Below are 20062 nucleotides of genomic sequence, written 5' to 3' on the forward strand. Positions count from 1 at the left end.
TCTGCAACGAACCATGGCAAATATGTTAAGCAGATAACATTATTAATATTTTCATTCCTGTCTTTCCACCGGAAGCTTGCAACCTTCCGGCAATAGGTTAACCCTATTAGAAATACAAAAAGGAATGAGATTTTATGAACATTATTTTTTATCACCCTTCCTTTAATTTTAACGCTGATAAATGGATTCAAGGAATACAAACCAGATTACCTGAAGCTAAAGTCCGGCAGTGGGTTCATGGTGATGATGCTCCCGCTGATTATGCACTAGCCTGGTTACCCCCCCATGAAATGTTAGCAAATCGTCAGAACATAAAAGGCATATTTGCACTTGGCGCGGGTGTGGATGCCATCCTTAAACAAGAGTCGGAAAATCCGGGCACGCTGCCTGCGGGGGTTCCACTAATACGCCTTGAAGATACAGGAATGGCCCGGCAGATGCAGGAATATGTCGTTAATGCCGTTTTATACTATTTCCGCCGCATGGACGAATATAAACAATTTCAGGAGCAGCGCATTTGGAAGCCAGTGGCTCCCCATGACCGGGAAAAGTTTGTTATCGGTGTCTTAGGGGCAGGGGTTTTAGGGCTGAGTGTTATTGAGAAATTACGGGAATTTGATTTCAACGTTCGTTGCTGGAGCCGTACTCCAAAACAAATCGATAATGTTGAAAGCTTTTACGGAGAAGGGCAGCTAAATGATTTTCTTTCTGAATGCAAGGTGTTGATTAATATTCTGCCAAATACGCCGGAAACTCATGGTATCCTCAATTTTTCATTATTTAGTCAGTTAAAATCTGGCTCATATGTGATTAACGTGGCACGAGGTGTTCAGCTCATCGAACAGGATTTATTGACTGCTATTGATGAAGGCTATGTCGCTGGTGCAACGCTTGACGTATTTATTAAGGAGCCATTATCAAATCTTCATCCTTTCTGGACTCATCCGCGTATTAATATCACTCCACATATTGCGGCGATTACCATTCCTGATAAGGCCATGGATGCGATTTGTGAGAATATTCAACGAATCGAAAATGGAGAGTCACCTACTGGTCTCGTTGATATAGCTCGTGGCTACTAACAAGTTGCTTTACAGCAAGGCAGACGATTAGGGACAATAACCGTATTTATTATTAAGTAAGTTATTGAGATTGGATGAAATCATGAATGAATTTTCGATTGTTTGCCGTATTTTGGGAACATTATTTAACCGTGCACCACAAGATCCTGTTCTGCAACCTTTGATTGCCATGATTGCAGAGGGGAAACTGAAACAGGCATGGCCTTTGGAACAGGACGAATTACTGGAGCGATTACAGCAACACAGTGAATTATCGGTGATTGAAGCGGATTATCAATCTCTGTTTATTGGGGAGTCTGCTGGCGTACCCGTTTGCCGTTCTGATTATACTGATGAAGAAGAAAGTGAAGTCCGTCAGTTTTTAGCAGAGCGGGGTATGCCTTTGTCTGAAACGCCTGCTGATCAATTTGGTTCTTTATTGTTGGCTGCTTCATGGTTGGAAGATCAGGCGGCGGAAGACGAAGTTCAGGCTCAAATTACCTTGTTTGATGAGTACTTGTTACCTTGGTGTGGGCAATTTCTCGGTAAAGTTGAAGCCCATGCAACCAGTGGTTTTTATCGGACTTTAGCGATTGTCACTCGCGAAGCATTGCAGGCGTTGCGTGAAGAGCTTGAATCTGAGTGACAATGTCACTTTATCGATTTAGCGCCTGTTTTAAAAGACAAGCTTAATAGATAAATCCGCGGTTAACTGAAAGATAAGATAAAGGCAATTAATTAATAAATTGCCTTTATAATTTTTTTGGTAATAAAAATTATTTATCAGTCAAACTGATAACCAGTTTTCCAGGCTTAACTTCTAACCCTTTGGCTAATGTTACAGCAGCAGCTTCAGCTTTGCTTTTTTCCGGATTTAGCACATAGACCGGATGAATATCAAAGAATTCGCTCAACGAAGTATTCAAGTAAGGCATCAAAGCCTTAATCGGAATGGCGGCTTTTTCTGGCGTTGTCTGGTAGTCGACGACCTCTAAGTTTTTAATGAAAATAGCCTTTTTTTCTGCATTGAATACCGGCTTAGCTCTGATAATCAGTTTCATGTCAGCCTGAGTCGCTCCCAGCAAACTCACCAATTGAACTTTTGCTTGGGTTGATAGTTCAATTTTTTCTGGATCTTGACGACCCACCTGACTGGTTAAATCACCCAATGTGATATTGGCTTGGGCTACCCCGGGGATACTGATTTGCTTTTGATAATGAACTTTTTTTAATAAATAGTCATTAAGTAAACTTTCGCTGATGCTGACTTCCTTGAATTGATCACAGCCGCTGATTAAACCCACCAGTACCAATACTGTGCCTAAGAAAAATCTTCTCATGTTGTCTCCTTTTATTTTCAACAGGCAGATTTTACACGATTAACTGTGTAATTAATGTCTGTTAATCATGACAGGTTCAATCTTCTTCTGATTGAATTGGCGATTCAGGGCATAAATAGTTATTAATCCCGCTAATCCCAGCAAAAGCCACGGTAATTGCGGCATATCCAAGTTCTTGCCTGTATCATAGAGCCATCCACCGCCGGTATAACCGAAAGCGCCGCCCAGCGCCAGCCCCAGCCGACTGAATCCCATATAACTGCCACGGGCGCGGGGATCAGCCAGTGACGCACTCAATGTTTCACGGGCAGGTTCTGCTGTCACCATCCCCAGATAGAATAAGCTTATTAAACCAAATATGAGATGCAATTGACTGACCCAACCGATCGGGAACATGCAGATACTCATTAAAAACAAGCCAGCCATCAAGCGCTGTTCCTGCCGAAAATATTTTTCACTCCAGCGCGCGATGGGATAGAGCAGAGTCAGGGAAATCACTGCTTCAATAGCATACATCCACTTAACGGCAGTCGCCGTACCGGAAATTTCATGGATAATGATCGGGAACATCAACATGACTTGTACTGACAAAATAAAATAACCGGTCAACGTCAGCACATAGTAAAAGAACCGACGATCTTTGATGACACGACCCATACCTTCTTTGATGGGGGTCCGGGTTGTTGATATACGGTATGCAGGCAGGAGCCAGGCATTAAATAAGGCGGCGAGCACAAACACCGCTGCACCAATCCAACAGACGATATTGAAATTATATTGCAGCAACCAGCTTCCTATCAGTGCACCAATGACGGCTCCTGCACTGTCCTGCATCAGTAAGAGCGAATAAAAGCGTCCTCGTTCATGGGGACGGGTCAATTTAATGATCAGTGCCGCTCTCGGAGGATCAAATAATGTTCCGCCCAATCCCGATAAGACACAGGAAAAAATCAATATCCAAGGCTCAGAAGCGATTGCCATCAGGGCAAAGCCCAATGCCCGCAATAACATGCCGGTAACAATCATTGGCTTGGCACCGAACCTGTCTGCAATAGCACCGCCAAAAATACCCAATCCTTGTTGTACAAGCTGACGCAGGCCCAGAGCCAAGCCCACGATAACCGCGGCCCAACCCGTTTGTTCGACGAAACGAATTGAAATCAGGGGAAAAACAACGAAAAATCCTAAAACAACTAATAAATTATCCAATAAAAGAAAATATTTACCCAAGCTGCGTGCTTGTGAAACTAATGACATTTTGCACCATTGAAATATGAAAAAATAAATGTGATTTTTTATTATTTTGGACTTAATTTGACCTTTAAGGTAGGGGGATATAGATGATATTTTTTTATCGTAAGAGGGTGATTATTATTTCTATAAAAGCTAAATTATTGAAGAATTTTTCAAGATAAATATCAGGAGAGGGCATGTTTGGTTATCGTTCTGCATCACCCAAAATTCGCTTTATTACGGATAGAATGGTCGTTCGTCTGGTGTATGAACGGGATGCTTATCGGCTGGCTGAATATTATGCAGAAAATAAAGATTTTCTTAAGCCATGGGAACCAACGAGGGATGGTAGTTTTTATCAACCTTCGGGGTGGACAAATAGATTGAGTTATATTGCGGAATTGCAACGGAAGGAGGCGACATTTAATTTCCTGTTATTAGACCCAGGTGAAAATGAAGTCATGGGCGTGGCTAATTTCACCAATATTATGCGTGGAGCATTTCATTCCTGTTATCTTGGTTATTCTTTAGGTGAAAAATGGCAGGGACAGGGGTTAATGCACGAAGCGTTGTTACCGGCAATTCGTTATATGCAGCGCTATCAGAAAATGCATCGGATTATGGCTAATTATATGCCGCATAACCATCGCAGTGGAAACCTACTCAAGAAGCTCGGTTTCGAACAGGAAGGTTATGCCAGGAATTACTTAATGATTGATGGCATTTGGCAAGATCATATACTGACAGCACTGACTGATCACTTATGGGATGTTGGGTTATAAGTCAGAAATATTCTACAGGATAGGTGGTTTTGATTAGCTGTTTAATCAGTGAACTGAAATTGAAACTCACCTTGCTCAAGGGATACTTGCAATTGACGATAGTGTTCATCGTGGGCACTGGCAAAAAGCAGTTGCCGGCTGATTTGTGGTAGCAAAGTATTTGTCAGGATAGCATCAACCATGCGCCCACCCGATTCAATTTCTGTACACCTGCTGACGATATGCTCAACCATTGCATCATCAAATGTCGCTGTAATGCCATGATTTTCCAATAGGCGTTTTTTAATTCTTCCCAATTGCAGGTGCACAATATTGGTCATCACTTCATCACTTAATGGATAGTAAGGAATGACCAGCAATCGCCCCAGCAGGGCCGCAGGAAACACGTTCAGTAATGGCTTACGCAATGCAGTGCTGAGTTCATCTGGCTCTGGGATAGTGTCCTGTTGAGTACAGAATGTGCTGACTAAATCAGCACCGACATTGGATGTCAGGATAATGATGGTATTGCGAAAATCAATGTGGCGTCCCTCTCCATCTTCCATCCAGCCTTTATCAAAAACCTGGAAGAAAATTTCATGGACATCGGGATGCGCTTTTTCTATTTCATCCAACAATACCACACTGTAGGGACGGCGTCGGACAGCTTCAGTCAGCACACCACCTTCACCATAACCGACATAACCGGGCGGAGCCCCTTTCAGGGTCGATACCGTATGTGCTTCCTGAAATTCACTCATATTGATGGTGATGAGGTTTTGTTCTCCGCCATACAGCGTTTCTGCAAGGGCGAGTGCCGTTTCAGTTTTACCCACGCCAGAAGGGCCGCATAACATGAATACACCGACCGGTTTATTGGGATCATCCAGTTTGGCGCGTGAAGTGCGTACACGTTTAGCGATTAACTCTAACCCATGATACTGACCGATGACGCGCTGGCTGAGTGTGTCAGCCAACCGTAATACGGCATCAATTTCGTCTTTTACCATCCGGTTGAGAGGGATGCCGGTCCAGTCTGAAACAACTGAAGAAACAACATTATCATCTACGGCAGCAAAGATAAGGGGTTCTTCTCCTTGCAACGTTTTCAATTGTTGTTGTAATTCTGACAGTTCAGCGTGTTTTGTCTCAAATTCATCATGCTGCTCTTCGTGTAATTCCATTCGCAGATGAATAATTTTATTGATCAATAAAAGTTCCTGTTCCCAGCGCTCTTGCAACTGCGTTCTTTGTTCTTCCAAGGTCGATAGTTCACTAAGAATAGTTTCTGAACGTTGTTGATCACCGATACCGACTTTGGATTCTCGTTCAGCAATGTCCAATTCAATTTGCAATGCTTCTATGCGGTGACGACAATTTTCCAGTTGCGGCGGTTCTGCATGTTGGCTGACAGCAACTCTGGCGCAAGCGGTATCGAGCAGGGCCACCGCCTTATCCGGTAATTGGCGGGCAGGGATATAGCGATGTGAAAGGCGAACGGCAGCTTCAACGGCTTCATCCAGCAAAAGTACGTGATGATGTTGCTCCAAAGGATGGATCAGGCTGCGTAGCATGAGCAGTGCTTTGGTTTCATCAGGCTCATGAACCTGAACCACTTGAAACCGGCGGGTTAGGGCAGGATCTTTTTCGATATATTTTTTATATTCAGACCAAGTAGTGGCACCAAGAGTACGTAATTGACCACGTGCTAACGCAGGTTTCAACAGATTGGCAGCATCTCCGGTTCCTTGTTGCCCGCCAGCCCCAATTAAGGTATGGATTTCATCAATGAACAAAATGATCGGAATTGGGCTGGATTGCACTTCATCAATCACTTTACGTAAACGAGATTCGAATTCGCCTTTGACGCTGGCCCCTGCCTGTAGCATTCCGATGTCCAACAGCCAAAGCTGGACATTGCGCAAAGGTGGTGGAACTTCGCCTGCGACAATCCTTAATGCCAATCCTTCAATGACAGCGGTTTTGCCAACGCCAGCTTCACCCGTTAATAGAGGGTTGTTTTGACGGCGGCGCATGAGAATATCAACGATTTGACGAATTTCTTCATCACGTCCGGATACGGGGTCCATTTCACCGTTACGTGCACGGGCAGTCAATTCTTGCCCATATTGTTGTAATGCCGATTGCTGTAATGACGATTTTTCCCCTGCCTGTGAAGTGGTTCCCTGTACATCTGATGGTGATGTATTTACCTGAGATTCATCGCTTTCACTGCAAATTTCATTGAGATTGTCGAGCAGAATATCCGCATTAATGCGATCAAACTGAGGAGAAATGGATTTCAATACATTGCGTAAGTTAAAGGTTTTCAATATGCCTGTCAGCAAATGTGCACTGCGAATCTCATTCACGCCAAATTTAAGTGAGCCGTATACCCAGGCGCGTTCTACAGCATTATCAATATGCTCAGAAAGATCAGAGATGGCACTGGCTCCACGTGGCAAGCGATCCAGTGCTGTAACAATATCTTTAGTCAGTGCGGATTCATCCAGCGCAAAATGGCGGATAAGTTGCCGTAAGTCACTATTTTGTTGCTGCATGAGTTGATGCAACCAATGTACTAATTCGACATAAGGATTGCCGCGTAATTTGCAAAAGGTTGTGGCATTTTCCAAAGAGGTGAATAAAACACGGTTAAGTTTGCCAAAGAGGACAGAACGGCTGATTTCTGACATAGGATATAATCCGTAGCTTATTGTTAACAGAAGTTATGCGTGTGGGAATAATGTAGAGATAGTGTGGAAACAGGAAGTGCGCTAAGAAGCAATTAAGTACTCTGAGTTATAGAGCAGGTCTCCGCGATGGGCTGGCTGTTCAATTTTGCCGAGCCAACTGTTCAGGCCCAATTTTGTCGGTTCTGATAAATGAATTCCTTTTATATCAGATTGATGGAGTATCAAGCGAACATCCCATGCGTATTCAATCCCCAGATATTGATAAACCCAGTCACGTAATTGTTGTGATTTTGGCCCTCCCGGCAAGAACATGCCATATTCAGCCATTCTTAACGGGCCCAGTTCAATGCGAAATTTATGTTGGATATCGTACAGGGCCGTCCCTAAAAAGGCAGAAATACCTAAACGGGGCATATTGCGTCCGGTACTTAACTGAGCCTGATCGGGTACTCCGATTTCTAGCCATTGAGGGATATTTTGGATAATTTTCAGCGGAATATTGAAATAACCGAACAGTATCTTTGCCAGTCCTTCTGCGTTATGCCCCGGACGGGAAAGGTGACCAGAGAGTGAATAACGGGCATGTTCACTAATCGAGTCTGTTTTTTTCTGAGCGGACAATCCCATACCTATCAGGCAGGAAAGATAATGGCAAAAGCGTTGGTTATCCTGACGGTCTAGTGATACGGTTGGTTGGGCATTGGCCCAGGCGCGGTAGAATAACAGGATTAATCTATGATGAAATAGATTGGTAAATGCGTTCAGGGTAGTGTCTTGAAAATTATATTGCCGTGCATAGGTATATTCGGTCATGTGTAATGGTAATGGCCCATTGGGGCCAAATAAACCGAAACTGTAAATCAACATATCATAGAGTTTTGAATTCTCCCGTTGTTTGACCTCAGATATGGTCGATGGCGCGAAAATCATGGATGCTTTTTGCCCTAACCGCAAGAGTTCGTATTTTGGCAACGGGGAAGACCCGAGCATGTAATATTCCCCGGATTGGGCATCTATCCGGCGTAGGGTTTGGAATAAATCGAATTGCCACGGTGTCTGGGTGAGCTGCTTCCAAAAATCATCCGGTAAGCGACATATACGATGAATGGAGATGGCGTTTTCTTGACTCATATTCATTTTGTCTTTTATATCAATTTCTTATTACCCATCTGGGCAGGCCAAAAACCGATATTGCCACGTTGCTGGCTATACAATGTCATTTCGGTAAAGGAATTCATGGTTACCAGATTAGAGAAGAGCTTTTCCAGTACACTGCCTAACAGCCAAGGGCTGGTGCCTGCAAATTCCTGTTCATTCACTTCCAACCGAATACTGACGCCACGGGCAAAAACTATCGGGCCGGGCACAGGAACCCGTCGATAAATGGTTTTTAATGAGCAATGGCGAATGCCATTAATCTGGCGGATGATAGCTGGCTCTGCAAGGTTGGCATACAGACTTAACAATTGCCGTAATGCTTGAGTGCCTTTTTCGTCATTTTTGTCCATGAAGTGCGAGTAATTAAGTTGAAGTTGACTGATTAAGTTCCAGGAGGCTGAACCTTGCGCCAGGGCCGGGCGTGGGGCGGTTGGCCTTTTGAGAAACATAATCTTATTGATGGGAATGGAATCCAGCATGGCAAAGTTGTCGAGATCTTGTTGGCGCAGCATCGCAGACAAATCACGGTTGGTGCACATGATATCGGCAGTCAGGAATTTTAGCTTATTGGGCCATGGAGAGTGTTGTTCATCAACAATGGAAACAAAAGTTTCTGTACCAACATAACTGGATCGCGTCCCGTATTGGCGGGCTTGTTCAGATAAAATACGGGGATCACGGCGCAAGGAAAAATAAGCACCATAGTTGTTTTTATCATCACTGAAAGTAGACCAGAAGGGCCTGAATACTCGCGTTTCTTTATGGGTGATATCAACGCCGCGCAGACGTTGTACCGAAAAAATTTCGTAATCCAGAGGGCGGGTATTATCAACAACCAAATGATATTCATTGGAATTTTCTTCCACTGTGACACGTTCAGTGACTTTGGGAAATAAATTAATGACAGGCGTACTGTTTAAGGTCAGGTAAGAGGCATCTATCAGGCGTTCCAGATCAGCATCGACTTTATTCAACAGCAGAATCAGTTCAAATTCATTCTTTTCTTCAGTTTGTTTCAGTAAAGATCCCATGCCGCTGATACTAAAGAATTGAAAACGTGCCGGAAAAGTAAAATATTCCTGAAGTTGCCGGTATCCGCTGAAATTACGGGGATCGTTAGGGAGCAATGACTGGTCATCATCAAATCCCTCATGATGTGGAAAAATATCGGGTAAAACCTGATATTGCGGGGTGTCACCAAGCGTCTTACATACCATGCCAACGGAATGTTCCATAATCAGTTCCAACAACTGTTGGGATTGAATATCTGGCCCTGAAAGAAAAAATACCAGCTTGTTAAGCGCCAGTTCATTAAGGAAAAATTTTTCCTGGCATTTCAGATGAATGCGCAGGGCGCTGACGGCACCGTATTGGTGAAGGTTTAGTGCCACCAGTGGAAGATTGGCCGGAATTTTGCCAAGTTCCACATGTTGCAGATGTAACGGTTGTAAGGTGACATCTTGAGTGGTGGCGTAGTGAAAAGTAATGCCGTCCTTTTTCAGCGTTTGGCAGTGCATGATAGTTCCACGTGGCACTAAAAACCCATGACTGATATCCCCCTTGCTGGTATCAGGCTGGAGTTCGACAATCGCCATTGAAGGAGTCGGAGACAGATAATTAGGATATAGCATCTCCAGTAAATGCTCGGAAAAATGCGGAAATTCAGCATCCATTTTTAATTGGATGCGGGAGGTCAGAAAAGCAAAGCCTTCCATAAGACGTTCAACATAGGGATCGACAACATCGATACCATGCATTCCCAGACGATTGGCGACTTTCGGATAACGTTCGGCAAATTCTTTGCCCATTTCACGCAAATACACCAATTCACGGTTATAGTACTCAAGCAGTTTACTGTCCATGGCCACCCCTCTTAAGTTGTCTTTATCTTAACGTTATCCGGCTTCTCGTATGGTGAAGTAACCATTTTCCAGATCGATATCACTGCGGAATAGGAATTCGAGTGGCCAGGGAGCACACCACAAAAACCCTTTTATTTCTATGGATAAGGTGTTGTATAAAGTCAGTGAATGGGTATCGGAAATACAATTTATCTCAAGCTCATCGGGGATGATACGTGGTTCGAATATGTGAATGGCCCTGGTGATTCTGTGCTGAATATCTTCCCATTCTATTCCTGACATGTACTTACCCGCCAGAGGAGGCAGACCAAAGTTATAAACAGAACGAAGGATCTCCGGAAATGGGCTTAAATCCTGATCTGATTCACTATTGATACTATTGAGTAACCATTGTAAATCTCTCAGGACACTTTGTCGCAAGGCACTGTGTGACAGAAGATAACTGTTGATAGCTTCTTGTTTTTTATCCGGTTCGTTATCCGTGAGCTTATCCAGCAAAAGGGGCTGCATTCTATCTTTGGCGGTAATACGCGCCGCTTTATTCCGGCTACGATAACCACCATGCAGCAAAGTGATATTGTCATTCATGGGTTACCTATTGATCGTCAGGATAATGGGGGAGTGATGAGAAAATGGTCAGCGATAAACGTTATTTTTGGGCCCTGTCTTGGAAGTCTTTATACCGATTAACTTCTGCTTCATAGGCTTGCAGAAAGCCTTCGCCAAACAGGACAGAATCCTGTTCAAGCTCACTGGCGGTTGTTTGATAATATTTGATGAGGTAATCCCACATTGATGCTTTGTAGGTTGACGATAGAGACAAACGGGGTAAACACCCTTCACTCTGTGCTTTTTGTTCAAGAAGAACGGGGTGGAATAATTGCAATATGTCTGCCACATTGGCACGTATCCCCGCAATCATCCCCAACTGATGGGCCTGTAATTCGATCAGAACATCGCGGGTTGCCTGCTCAAGTGGCATAAACCCGGGCATATGACCGCCAAATATCAGTGCCAAAATAGATTGACCCGAAGGTAAAAGTTTAAATGGATTATTTGCCTCTGATTGCATTTGGGGTATGTCTGCATCTGCTTTGCGTTTAAGTAAATTGCGTGAGGCGTTAAGTACCACAATGCCTTGAGATAATTGACTGACCAGTTGCCCTAATTGGTACATGTGGTGTTCATCAAATTGCACTCTGTGGAAATCTTTCAGCCCCATGCCATCCAGCAAGGCCGCCAGCAATTTTCCTTCCAATATGGATTCGTTGTTTTGATGATGGAAAGTGTTTTGATGGTGAGTCGTGTTTTGATGGTGAGACGTGTCCTGATGATTATGGAGAATTTCTTCTATGGGGTTCTTTATCTGTGCCTTAGTTGTTTCTTGTTTGGGTTTTTCTTGTTCGAAAAGTGGCGGCGAGGGAGTCTCTGGCGTAAATAGTTGTGTTTTTGTATATGCCGGTACAGGGTCTGATTCGGGAATAAATTGAGGTTCAGAAACATCAGAAGTAATTGTGCCATCCAAAGAATTTAGCGGGGCTGCATTATCCAACAACATGTTCAGGGGATCATCATTATTTTTGGCATGTTGTCGGGGGCTGATTTGTTCGTTATCAAACAATGTCAGTGGGTCCACTTCCTTTTTATCTTCATCTTGATTGCCATCTGGTTCGTTACGTTGCAACAACGTTGTAGGAGTATGATCATTCAGGATATTTTCTCGCTGGAAAGTCGTATCTGAATCGAACATAGCAATGGGATCTGTCGCCCGTAACTGTAGCGTTTCAAGGACGGTTGTCGTTTCCATCTGCGCTAAAGGGTCAATCGGATTCCGCTCCTTATGCTGCTGTTCTCTTACCAGAGGATGATTATCGTTCAATCTCTGTGTGTTTGGTGCTGCCTGATGCAGATCTGAAGGAGACGAGGGATTGGATGTCGTAAGAATTTGCTCAAGATCGTCCCAAACTTCGTTGGGAATTCTTGATTTATTCGCATTCGGTTGTTGGTTATCACTATTTGTCAGGTCGGCGGCCCGAGATGGTGAACTCTTCTTTACATCAATGATCTGGATTTGATATTTGCCGATATTCAGCACATCACCATCACGAATTTCAACCTGCCGATCAGGTGCCAACGGTATCATATTCAGTAAAATATCGGATGCAGAACCCTGATTGTTAATCCGGCATTCTCCATCAGCAGAAATGGATACAATAGCTTGCAATCGGGCAATAACCAGATCTTCATCGGGTAAACACCAGTTATTATCTGCGCTGCGGCCGATAGTGCCACCGGGAGGAAGAAAATCATGACTCTGTTGTGGAGGCTGGCTTGTACTCGTGTTTTTGACAATGGTGAATCGCATAATCACGGATACCTATTGTTGATGGAGTAACTCCCCTCAGGGTATCCTGAGGGGAGTTATTGATGTGGTTTATATGTGTATCAGCCGACTTGATTAGTGTAAGAATCCCAATCGTAACTAACTTCAGCACCTTTAGCACCCGAAGCAAATTCTTGAGAAAAGTAACTTTCTTTATGTTTTTGAAAGGCTACAACTAATGAAGAAGAGAAGCCGTTCGCTCCGTATGTCAGGAGGGAATCTGCGATTAAGGCATTTGACAGAACTAACTTATACCAATCTTGTTGTTTTCCCCCTTGGCGACGTACTTTAAGTGTAGCTTCTTTAATGTGTGTCCCTTTGACGATATATTGGCGCAGGGTAACGGCTGATTTATCAAACAGAAGCTCCAGAGTTAAGCCAGAAACATCTACAATACCGGCACCCAGTCCGGTGCCCTGATTTTCGTGGTTAACGCGGTTAGCCAGTTGAAGAGAGAATGACTTAACGGCTGTCCAGTCCTTGAAGTCTTTATCACCTGCTTCGCCTGAAACACCTTTAAATTGAATGTAGGCATCAATGCCTGATGCAGTAGACATAATTTTTCACCTTAATTAATAAAGTTTAGCTGAGTCCAATAAATGAATATTGGGGTTATAAAGAGATATGTGTATTGCTGTCTGAAGATTAGGGATGGGTTATTGTTTAGAAAGCATGATGTCTAATGTTGCGTTATGCTCCTTTTAATGAAGGAAGTTTTGAAACCAGACGTAGGGAAACGGTCAAACCTTCTAGCTGATAATGAGGACGCAGGAAAAATTTAGCCTGGTAATATCCCGGGTTGCTCTCGACTTCTTCTACCTGAACCTCTGCGGCCGCCAGCGGTTTTCTCGCTTTGGTTCCTTGTGACGAGTTGACAGGATCACCATCCACGTAATTTGTAATCCAATCATTAAGCCAGCGTTCCATATCAGCACGTTCTTGGAAACTGCCTATTTTGTCGCGCACGATACATTTCAGGTAGTGGGCAAAACGACAGCAGGCGAATAAGTAGGGCAGGCGTGCTGAAAGGTTAGCATTGGCAGTGGCATCAGGATCGTAGTATTCGGATGGTTTTTGCAGTGACTGAGCACCAATAAAGGCAGCCATATCGGTGTTTTTACGATGCAATAATGGAATGAAACCATTTTTTGCTAATTCTGCCTCGCGGCGATCGCTGATGGCAATTTCGGTGGGGCACTTCATATCTACACCGCCATCATCAGAGGGAAACGTGTAGCAAGGAAGATTTTCCACAATACCGCCAGATTCTACGCCGCGAATAGAGGTACACCAGCCATACAGTTTAAACGAGCGGTTAATATTCACCGCCATGGCATAAGCTGCATTTGACCAAGTGTAGTTGCTATGCGTCGGGCCTTCCGTGTTTTCCTCAAAATTGAAATTATCAACGGGATTTGTAAGGGCGCCGTAGGGTAAACGGGAAAGGAAACGTGGCAGTGCTAAACCGATATAACGCACGTCTTCCGATTCGCGTAAACTGCGCCAGGGCGCATATTCAGTATTTTGGAAAATCTTTGTCAGATCTCTGGGATTGGCTAATTCCTGCCAGGATTCCATCTGCATCACACTTGGCGATGCGCCTGAAATGAACGGGCAGTGTGCTGCTGCGCTAACTTGTGCCATTTGGCGCAAAAGCTCAACATCCGGTGCCGTGTGGTCGAAATAGTAATCCCCCACCAGACAGCCGAATGGTTCACCACCAAACTGACCGTATTCCGCTTCATAGATTTTTTTGAAAATCGGGCTTTGATCCCAACTAACTCCTTTGAAACGTTTCAGTGTGTTGCTCAGCTCCTTTTTGGAAAGGCACATCACACGGATTTTCAACATTTCATCGGTTTCTGTGTTATTGATCAGATGATGCAAACCACGCCAGGCGCCTTCCAGTTTCTGGAATTCCTCATGGTGCAAAATATGATTCATCTGCTGTGAGATTTTGGAATCGATTTCAGCAATCAATGACTGAATGGTACGATAAGTATCACCAGAGACAGTCACCGTATTTTCCAGTGCTTGCTGTGCCAGCGTTTTCACCGCATTTTCAACTGCATTGCGGGTATGATCACTTTGCGGACGAAATTCCTTATCCAGCAAGGTGCTTAATTCATCAGGGGTATATTCTTTCGATGCCTGCCCCTGTTGCACCTGAGTGTCTTGTTCAGTTGCGCTCATCAATTACTCCTTAACATCTTCAGTGCCATCTCCCGAAACGGTATCTTCAGGATTTGGCGTTTCCGCCAACGATTTCAGTAGAGCGGGATTTTGCAATATTTCGGAAATCAGTTTCTCTGCGCCGTTTTTACCGTCCATATAAGACAGCAGATTTGCCAACTGAATACGGGCTTCCAGCAATTTAGCCAAGGGCTCTATTTTTTTAGCTATGGCATCTGGCTGAAAATCCGTCATATTTTCAAACGATAACTCAACATTCAATTTGCCATCACCCGTCAGGGTATTATCAACCTGAAAGGCTACACGGGGTTTTATTGAATTCATGCGCTCATCAAAGTTGTCAACGTCAATTTCCAGAAATTTGCGGTTATTGATGTCAGGTAAGGCTTCTAAAGGTTTTCCTGCCAAATCAGCCATAACTCCCATGACAAAGGGTAATTGAACCACTTTTTCCGAGCCGTAAAGTTCAACATCGTATTCAATCTGTACTCGGGGAGCACGATTTCGGGCTATAAACTTTTGTCCGCTGGACTTCATGACAAATTCTCCATTATTGGCTAGATAGATAAATGAGTAAGTCGAAACCCATTGGGTATAAAATAAGCAGTGATTAATCCACATCAGGGTTGTTTAAGCGCCCAAAAACGATTTCGAGCTGACTTACGCTTTCTGGTGAAAGATCGTGAATAATCTTCATAAAATCGCGGTCAATTAGCCGCTGAATGCGATCAATCATCATTGGAGCCGGGTGGCTTGGCTCGTACTTTAGAAAATAAGCTTTAGCTTTTTCCAATAAAATGCGTGCTTCATCGCGGTTACTGGCCTCAGTTTCATGCCAATAGAATGATGGCATTTTTTCCGGGCTGGTAATGGTTGTTGATGGTGAAGTTATCTGTTCTGTAGATGTTTTCTGTTTTATCGACGGAACCGATCCGGGTAATTCTGTATTGGCAGCATTCTCTGAAATATCTATTCCTGCATTATGAATGGGACAAAATTCAATAATTGTATCCAGCTGTTTCAGGAATTGTGGCAGTTCGGGTATGTGATTATTGGATAAATGATGGCGAATAATATCCGTCAGGGCGGTAAGATGCTCACGAATGGCTATCATTGCCATAATTTCAGGGTTATTGGTCTGTTGCCTCAATTCATCTATTAATCTGGTACGCCCACCTGTATAACCTTTGATTTCTGTTACCGTGCCATTAAGGAGTGAACAAACTTCCTGCAAAGATAATTCCTTCGAAACACTTTTCAGAATAACGGTACGCTGAGCTTTTATCGTACAGGGTGAACCATCTTCAATGGCTGCCAATGTGTTTAATCGAAGTAAAAAATCATATTCCCCGTCGAATTCCAGTTTTGGCCATACTTCTTCCCAATAACGCTCCAGAGTCTGACGGAGTAAACCCAGCCCGTCGGCATAACCAGACAACCCCCGAATGTTCAGCCATGACTGAGTAAGGGCAATGATAATGCGTAGATCTTTAGAGCGGGAAAACAGTTGAGTAGCGTGTTTTTCAACTTCTATCCAGTTGGGCGGTTCGGCCGGAATCAGTACATCACCAAATTGCTGCTCCGGTTTTTCGATTAAGATTTGTTCTAATGCCAGAAATTCACCATCATATTCGAGGTATTCCCCACAGGGTGACTCCGCACTGATTGGGGCAAGTAAGGTATCAATGTTCATGGTATCTTCAGCTTATATTCAGTTTGAAGTGGGGCGATTGATCATGCTGCTTTAAAAACCTGAGGGTTCGGGCAGACAAAAGCAGGGAGTTTAAACGGGCTTAACACGCTGTTTGGGGTAAACTCCAGTAAAACAGTATGACCATCAATATTAAACCCTGCCCGAAAGCTCGTATTATCAGTTGTTGAATTGCGTGAGATGCGCTCCGCGTGATCCAATAGCCGGTTCAAAGCCCAGAATCCGGAAGTCGATAAATTCGTGGTTGTGCCATCGCTTAAATTCAACTGGATGCGAACCAGATTTTTTTTGGCAGGGCCGGGCCAACTGATGAGCTGTGAAAGTTGTGGGCCGTGGCTATATTGCAATTTCTGCCCATCTACATCCAATATCATGCTTAATATATCGTTACTCATGCTGATTGGACGAACCATAACACTGAATGATGGTGATGGGCCGTTGGTAAATAAAGCATTGCGGATAACTTGAGCTTGCTGGAAAGGCTCGAGCAAATCCCCTCCATCGGTTAGGGGCTTGCCATTCATTCCCGGCAAAAACTGCCATTTTGGTAAAGTCATATCTACTTTACCCACTAAATTTTTCTGAAAAAAACGGTCCATTAAACCTGTTTCGGGAGCAAACATCCGCGCCATATCATTAGGTTTGATATCGTTGCGGGCTTTAGGCATCAATGGATAACGATTAGCAATGGCCTGATTGCAAAAACCGCTGATTTCTGCCTTGAGATGCTTGCCGACATTTTTTATATCACTGGATTGGGTATCGCTGCTGGCTCCAACTGCCAATGAGGAAATCATGTTGCTGAATGGTACGGGTAAATCTTTAGATGCTGTTTGTAGTTGCATGATAATAGTATTGGGAGGGAGAGGCATATCAGTATTGATTGCATTTTGCAGGGCAGTTAAATATTGATATAGCTTACCAACATCTTGCAACGTTGTATCAAAAGGTATGTTTTGATTATTAGCGCTCGTATTTTTTGCTAATGAAATAATATCTGCAAAATGCTCTTCCAAGTGTTGTTCTGGTGTGGGTTGGGCATTATTTGACAATATTTGTTCGGGAACTAAATTTGTCAATTTGCCCGATTTATTTTTTGCGATGTTGCCAAGTTTATTGGTACCAAGTTTCTTGGCACTATTGATAGCCATGTTTTTTTTTTGATTCAGAGTGATATTTTTACTGGCATTAACCAGAAGGCGGCGTATAGGTGAATCAAAAGAAGACAGCAAACGTGCTGTATTGATTCGTTGATCTAAATCATCGATATTATTTAAGCGAATATCAGAAAGAAACTTATCCCAGTGATATATGTAGTCGTTGATATAGAACTGTTCAACGGATGCTTTTATTTCTTTAGTCGTCTGCTTTCGCGCATAAGTATCAAGCACCCAATTATCTTGCGAATACAGCGTGGTCAGAAAAGTATTGAGATCTTTGTCAATGCCTTTCTGATAACCGGCCGGAGTGAACATACCAGGTATACCATCAGTGATGGGAGTCCCGCTGGTGCGTGAGAAAACTAACTCAGCTTGGGGGCCTGCAAGTGTGACCAAATTCACTGGAATTAAACTGGAATCATCCAACAACTTATATTTCAAATAATTGTAAGCGCGTTGTGCTGGTGGAGTGCTGCTGATGAATAGTTGTTTTTGCTCGACCAAATTATCATTGCGTATAAACGGTGATGTGACGACTTGGTTATCCAGTAATTGACCGATATGCCGATCAATTTGTTGATACTGATCTTGGGTGGTATTTGTTTTTAAGTCAGTTTTCAAATATTCCATTACCCAATCATGCAGAAATTTTCCGTCGTAATGTTGAGGCTGATATAACATTTGATACGCTTTTAACGTATTGTAAGTTTTCTCTATATCATCGCCATTATCACTATGCAGTTGATTTGTGATAAGTGATGCTATTTGTGGCAGCAGCAATGTTTGTAATGCTTTTCTATACAGAGATTGACTTGCACTACTGACTTGTTCACCGGAATACAGCCCCATACGGTAAGAGAGCGGGGGATTTTCTAAGGAAAAATCGTTGCTTTTATCTAAATAAGCCAGGCCATTTAAAATGGGGAGCAGGGCATAAATATCCTCGTTCTTCTGTAAGTTAGCGCCTTGTTGAACAATGGCCGGAATTTTGGCCTGTACTTCCATCAGATAATTTTTGTTATTGTTATAGCTGGTTAAGAATAAATCGGTAACCAGCGCCAGTATCACAGTCAGGACAATATATCCCAACCCATCCAGCAGGCGTTTGCGGTATATCCACCAACGGTTATAGCCCGCCATTCCTGCTTCCTGAAAGATGTTTTCCAGCAAATTCTTTAAAAAATAGGTTTGGCGGGCCGGTTTAGGATACCCGATCGCTTTATCATTCCCCCATGACATTGAGTCACTATCGTTATTTGTCGCCAATTGGAACCTATGGTTAAATTTTTCCATAACATTATCTAGTGGGGTCCCTTCTTGTATTCCGCTGGTGAAATACAGCCCTCGTGGGTGGCTGGGTATTTCAAATCCTGATCTGGCGAATACGATTTCAAAATAATGTGCAATCAGTGGACGTAAGGCAGCGAACTCTTGTGGAAACAGGTAACTTTCAGCAGATTGCCGTGCATTTTGTCCATTTAAGAGAATATGGGGAAGTTCAGCATCCAAACGGTGCTGTAATTGGCTATATTGCTGTTCAAATATTGTATTCAGATTCCAGTCAGTTTTTTTATCCCAAGGAAAGTTGAATCCCCAAACCTGCTCACGTAATGTTTTGTCAAAATGGTTGAAATAAGCGGTAAATCCTTTTAACAAATCGGTTTTGGTAATAATGATGTAAATGGGAAATTGTATTTTAAATTGTTCATGTAACTCTGACAGACGCCTGCGCAGCATATAGGCTTGCTGATCCCGTGTTTCAGTTGATGGATTAAGTAAATCTTCCACACTGATAGTAATAACGATCCCATTGAGGGGTTGGCGTGCACGATATTTATTCAACAACCGGATAAAATTTTTCCATTCTTTAGCGCCTTGCTCGTGCGGACCGTTCTGCGTGGTGTAACGCCCGCTGGTATCGAGCAGCACAGCGTTATTGGTAAACCACCAGTTACAATTGTCCGTACTTCTCATGTACGAAACCGATTTTCTAAGATAGTCAGCCAATGGAAAATGTAGGCCAGAATTCGCCAGCGCTGTTGTTTTACCTGAATTGGGTGCTCCGATAATGAGATACCAAGGTAATTGGTAGATATATTGACGACTGAAAAAATTTATCCAATGAGGTTTCTTGTTATTAAGTAAGCCGGAAAAATAGGCTTTTTTCAATAATCGTGCAGCATCAGAAAAACGCTCTGCCAAGGTAATATATTGTACACTTTGTTTTTTTTCCTCTGCCTCATCCTGACTGATATTCAATTGGTTAGCTAACTTTTTATTGAGCCATGATTGATATAGCCGGGGGAATAACTGATTTAAGAGCCAGGTCAGGTAAAAAGAAATAATAATTATTATTCGTATCGTCATTGACTTAAAAGGGACTGCATTCCCGACAGAAATAATCGGACCAATAAACCAAAGAGCACAGGAAATAATCGTTATTCCGATAAAACTCCATGTCAATCGGCTGGTGATGACAGAAAGGAGCGCATTTAGCATGTCTT

Annotated in this window: 15 protein-coding genes; 3 read left to right on the plus strand and 12 right to left on the minus strand. The window is 43.2% G+C overall.

Features of this window, described 5'->3' with window-relative positions; genetic code table 11:
* The first annotated feature begins 134 nt into the window (after positions 1-134).
* The gene (gene ghrA / locus AAC854_RS02335) at positions 135-1082 is read left to right on the plus strand and encodes a glyoxylate/hydroxypyruvate reductase GhrA (protein ID WP_340615724.1); all 948 of its coding nucleotides are present in this window, start codon (positions 135-137) and stop codon (positions 1080-1082) included.
* A gap of 82 nt (positions 1083-1164) precedes the next feature.
* Positions 1165-1707, plus strand: a complete 543-nt coding sequence (locus AAC854_RS02340) for a TorD/DmsD family molecular chaperone (protein WP_340615725.1) — start codon at positions 1165-1167, stop codon at positions 1705-1707.
* A gap of 130 nt (positions 1708-1837) precedes the next feature.
* Here AAC854_RS02340 and AAC854_RS02345 read toward each other — a convergent pair whose 3' ends face one another.
* Both AAC854_RS02345 and mdtH read right to left on the minus strand, forming a co-directional pair.
* Positions 1838-2401, minus strand: a complete 564-nt coding sequence (locus AAC854_RS02345) for a lipoprotein (RefSeq protein ID WP_340615726.1) — start codon at positions 2399-2401, stop codon at positions 1838-1840.
* A 51-nt stretch (positions 2402-2452) separates the two neighbouring features.
* The gene (gene mdtH / locus AAC854_RS02350) at positions 2453-3658 is read right to left on the minus strand and encodes a multidrug efflux MFS transporter MdtH (RefSeq protein WP_340615727.1); all 1206 of its coding nucleotides are present in this window, start codon (positions 3656-3658) and stop codon (positions 2453-2455) included.
* A gap of 173 nt (positions 3659-3831) precedes the next feature.
* Between mdtH and rimJ the strand changes: the two genes are divergently transcribed.
* The gene (gene rimJ, locus AAC854_RS02355) at positions 3832-4416 is read left to right on the plus strand and encodes a ribosomal protein S5-alanine N-acetyltransferase (RefSeq protein ID WP_340615728.1); all 585 of its coding nucleotides are present in this window, start codon (positions 3832-3834) and stop codon (positions 4414-4416) included.
* Between the two features lie 41 nt (positions 4417-4457).
* On the opposite strand, the gene tssH is transcribed toward rimJ, so the two are convergent.
* The 10 genes from tssH to tssM all read right to left on the minus strand — a co-directional run bounded on the left by tssH (position 4458) and on the right by tssM (position 20057).
* Positions 4458-7091 carry a type VI secretion system ATPase TssH gene (gene tssH, locus AAC854_RS02360; RefSeq protein WP_340615729.1) on the minus strand — a complete coding sequence of 878 codons (2634 nt, stop codon included), beginning with the start codon at positions 7089-7091 and terminating at the stop codon, positions 4458-4460.
* Between the two features lie 81 nt (positions 7092-7172).
* Entirely contained in the window at positions 7173-8222 is a 1050-nt protein-coding gene (gene tssG / locus AAC854_RS02365) for a type VI secretion system baseplate subunit TssG (RefSeq protein ID WP_340615730.1), read from the minus strand.
* Positions 8223-8236: 14 nt separating this feature from the next.
* Positions 8237-10111 carry a type VI secretion system baseplate subunit TssF gene (gene tssF, locus AAC854_RS02370; RefSeq protein WP_340615731.1) on the minus strand — a complete coding sequence of 625 codons (1875 nt, stop codon included), beginning with the start codon at positions 10109-10111 and terminating at the stop codon, positions 8237-8239.
* Between the two features lie 33 nt (positions 10112-10144).
* Complete coding sequence (tssE, locus tag AAC854_RS02375) at positions 10145-10699, minus strand: type VI secretion system baseplate subunit TssE (RefSeq protein ID WP_340615732.1); 555 nt, start codon at positions 10697-10699, stop codon at positions 10145-10147.
* Between the two features lie 61 nt (positions 10700-10760).
* On the minus strand, positions 10761-12476 hold the full coding sequence (locus tag AAC854_RS02380) for a type VI secretion system-associated FHA domain protein (protein WP_340615733.1): 1716 nt from the start codon (positions 12474-12476) through the stop codon (positions 10761-10763).
* 80 nt (positions 12477-12556) lie between these two features.
* Positions 12557-13051: an Hcp family type VI secretion system effector gene (locus tag AAC854_RS02385; RefSeq protein ID WP_340615734.1), complete on the minus strand. Its 495-nt coding sequence runs from the start codon at positions 13049-13051 to the stop codon at positions 12557-12559.
* Positions 13052-13184: 133 nt separating this feature from the next.
* Complete coding sequence (gene tssC, locus AAC854_RS02390) at positions 13185-14687, minus strand: type VI secretion system contractile sheath large subunit (RefSeq protein ID WP_340615735.1); 1503 nt, start codon at positions 14685-14687, stop codon at positions 13185-13187.
* Positions 14688-14690: 3 nt separating this feature from the next.
* Positions 14691-15224 (minus strand): type VI secretion system contractile sheath small subunit, encoded by a 534-nt coding sequence (tssB, locus tag AAC854_RS02395; protein WP_340615736.1) that lies wholly within the window; start codon positions 15222-15224, stop codon positions 14691-14693.
* A gap of 73 nt (positions 15225-15297) precedes the next feature.
* Positions 15298-16380: a type VI secretion system protein TssA gene (gene tssA, locus AAC854_RS02400; RefSeq protein WP_340615737.1), complete on the minus strand. Its 1083-nt coding sequence runs from the start codon at positions 16378-16380 to the stop codon at positions 15298-15300.
* Between the two features lie 41 nt (positions 16381-16421).
* Positions 16422-20057 carry a type VI secretion system membrane subunit TssM gene (tssM, locus tag AAC854_RS02405; RefSeq protein ID WP_340615738.1) on the minus strand — a complete coding sequence of 1212 codons (3636 nt, stop codon included), beginning with the start codon at positions 20055-20057 and terminating at the stop codon, positions 16422-16424.
* Between the last annotated feature and the right edge of the window lie 5 nt (positions 20058-20062).

It is taken from the genome of Xenorhabdus entomophaga, from assembly GCF_037996725.1.
Lineage (GTDB): Bacteria > Pseudomonadota > Gammaproteobacteria > Enterobacterales > Enterobacteriaceae > Xenorhabdus > Xenorhabdus khoisanae.

Bases quoted from the DNA above. Each gene is read 5' to 3' on its own strand.
- tssA (WP_340615737.1), bottom strand. From the start codon at position 16,380: ATGAACATTGATACCTTACTTGCCCCAATCAGTGCGGAGTCACCCTGT.
- AAC854_RS02380 (WP_340615733.1), bottom strand. From the start codon at position 12,476: ATGCGATTCACCATTGTCAAAAACACGAGTACAAGCCAGCCTCCACAA.
- tssM (WP_340615738.1), bottom strand. From the start codon at position 20,057: ATGCTAAATGCGCTCCTTTCTGTCATCACCAGCCGATTGACATGGAGT.
- AAC854_RS02340 (WP_340615725.1), top strand. From the start codon at position 1,165: ATGAATGAATTTTCGATTGTTTGCCGTATTTTGGGAACATTATTTAAC.
- tssB (WP_340615736.1), bottom strand. From the start codon at position 15,224: ATGAAGTCCAGCGGACAAAAGTTTATAGCCCGAAATCGTGCTCCCCGA.
- tssC (WP_340615735.1), bottom strand. From the start codon at position 14,687: ATGAGCGCAACTGAACAAGACACTCAGGTGCAACAGGGGCAGGCATCG.
- mdtH (WP_340615727.1), bottom strand. From the start codon at position 3,658: ATGTCATTAGTTTCACAAGCACGCAGCTTGGGTAAATATTTTCTTTTA.
- rimJ (WP_340615728.1), top strand. From the start codon at position 3,832: ATGTTTGGTTATCGTTCTGCATCACCCAAAATTCGCTTTATTACGGAT.
- tssF (WP_340615731.1), bottom strand. From the start codon at position 10,111: ATGGACAGTAAACTGCTTGAGTACTATAACCGTGAATTGGTGTATTTG.
- tssE (WP_340615732.1), bottom strand. From the start codon at position 10,699: ATGAATGACAATATCACTTTGCTGCATGGTGGTTATCGTAGCCGGAAT.
- ghrA (WP_340615724.1), top strand. From the start codon at position 135: ATGAACATTATTTTTTATCACCCTTCCTTTAATTTTAACGCTGATAAA.
- tssH (WP_340615729.1), bottom strand. From the start codon at position 7,091: ATGTCAGAAATCAGCCGTTCTGTCCTCTTTGGCAAACTTAACCGTGTT.
- AAC854_RS02345 (WP_340615726.1), bottom strand. From the start codon at position 2,401: ATGAGAAGATTTTTCTTAGGCACAGTATTGGTACTGGTGGGTTTAATC.
- AAC854_RS02385 (WP_340615734.1), bottom strand. From the start codon at position 13,051: ATGTCTACTGCATCAGGCATTGATGCCTACATTCAATTTAAAGGTGTT.
- tssG (WP_340615730.1), bottom strand. From the start codon at position 8,222: ATGAGTCAAGAAAACGCCATCTCCATTCATCGTATATGTCGCTTACCG.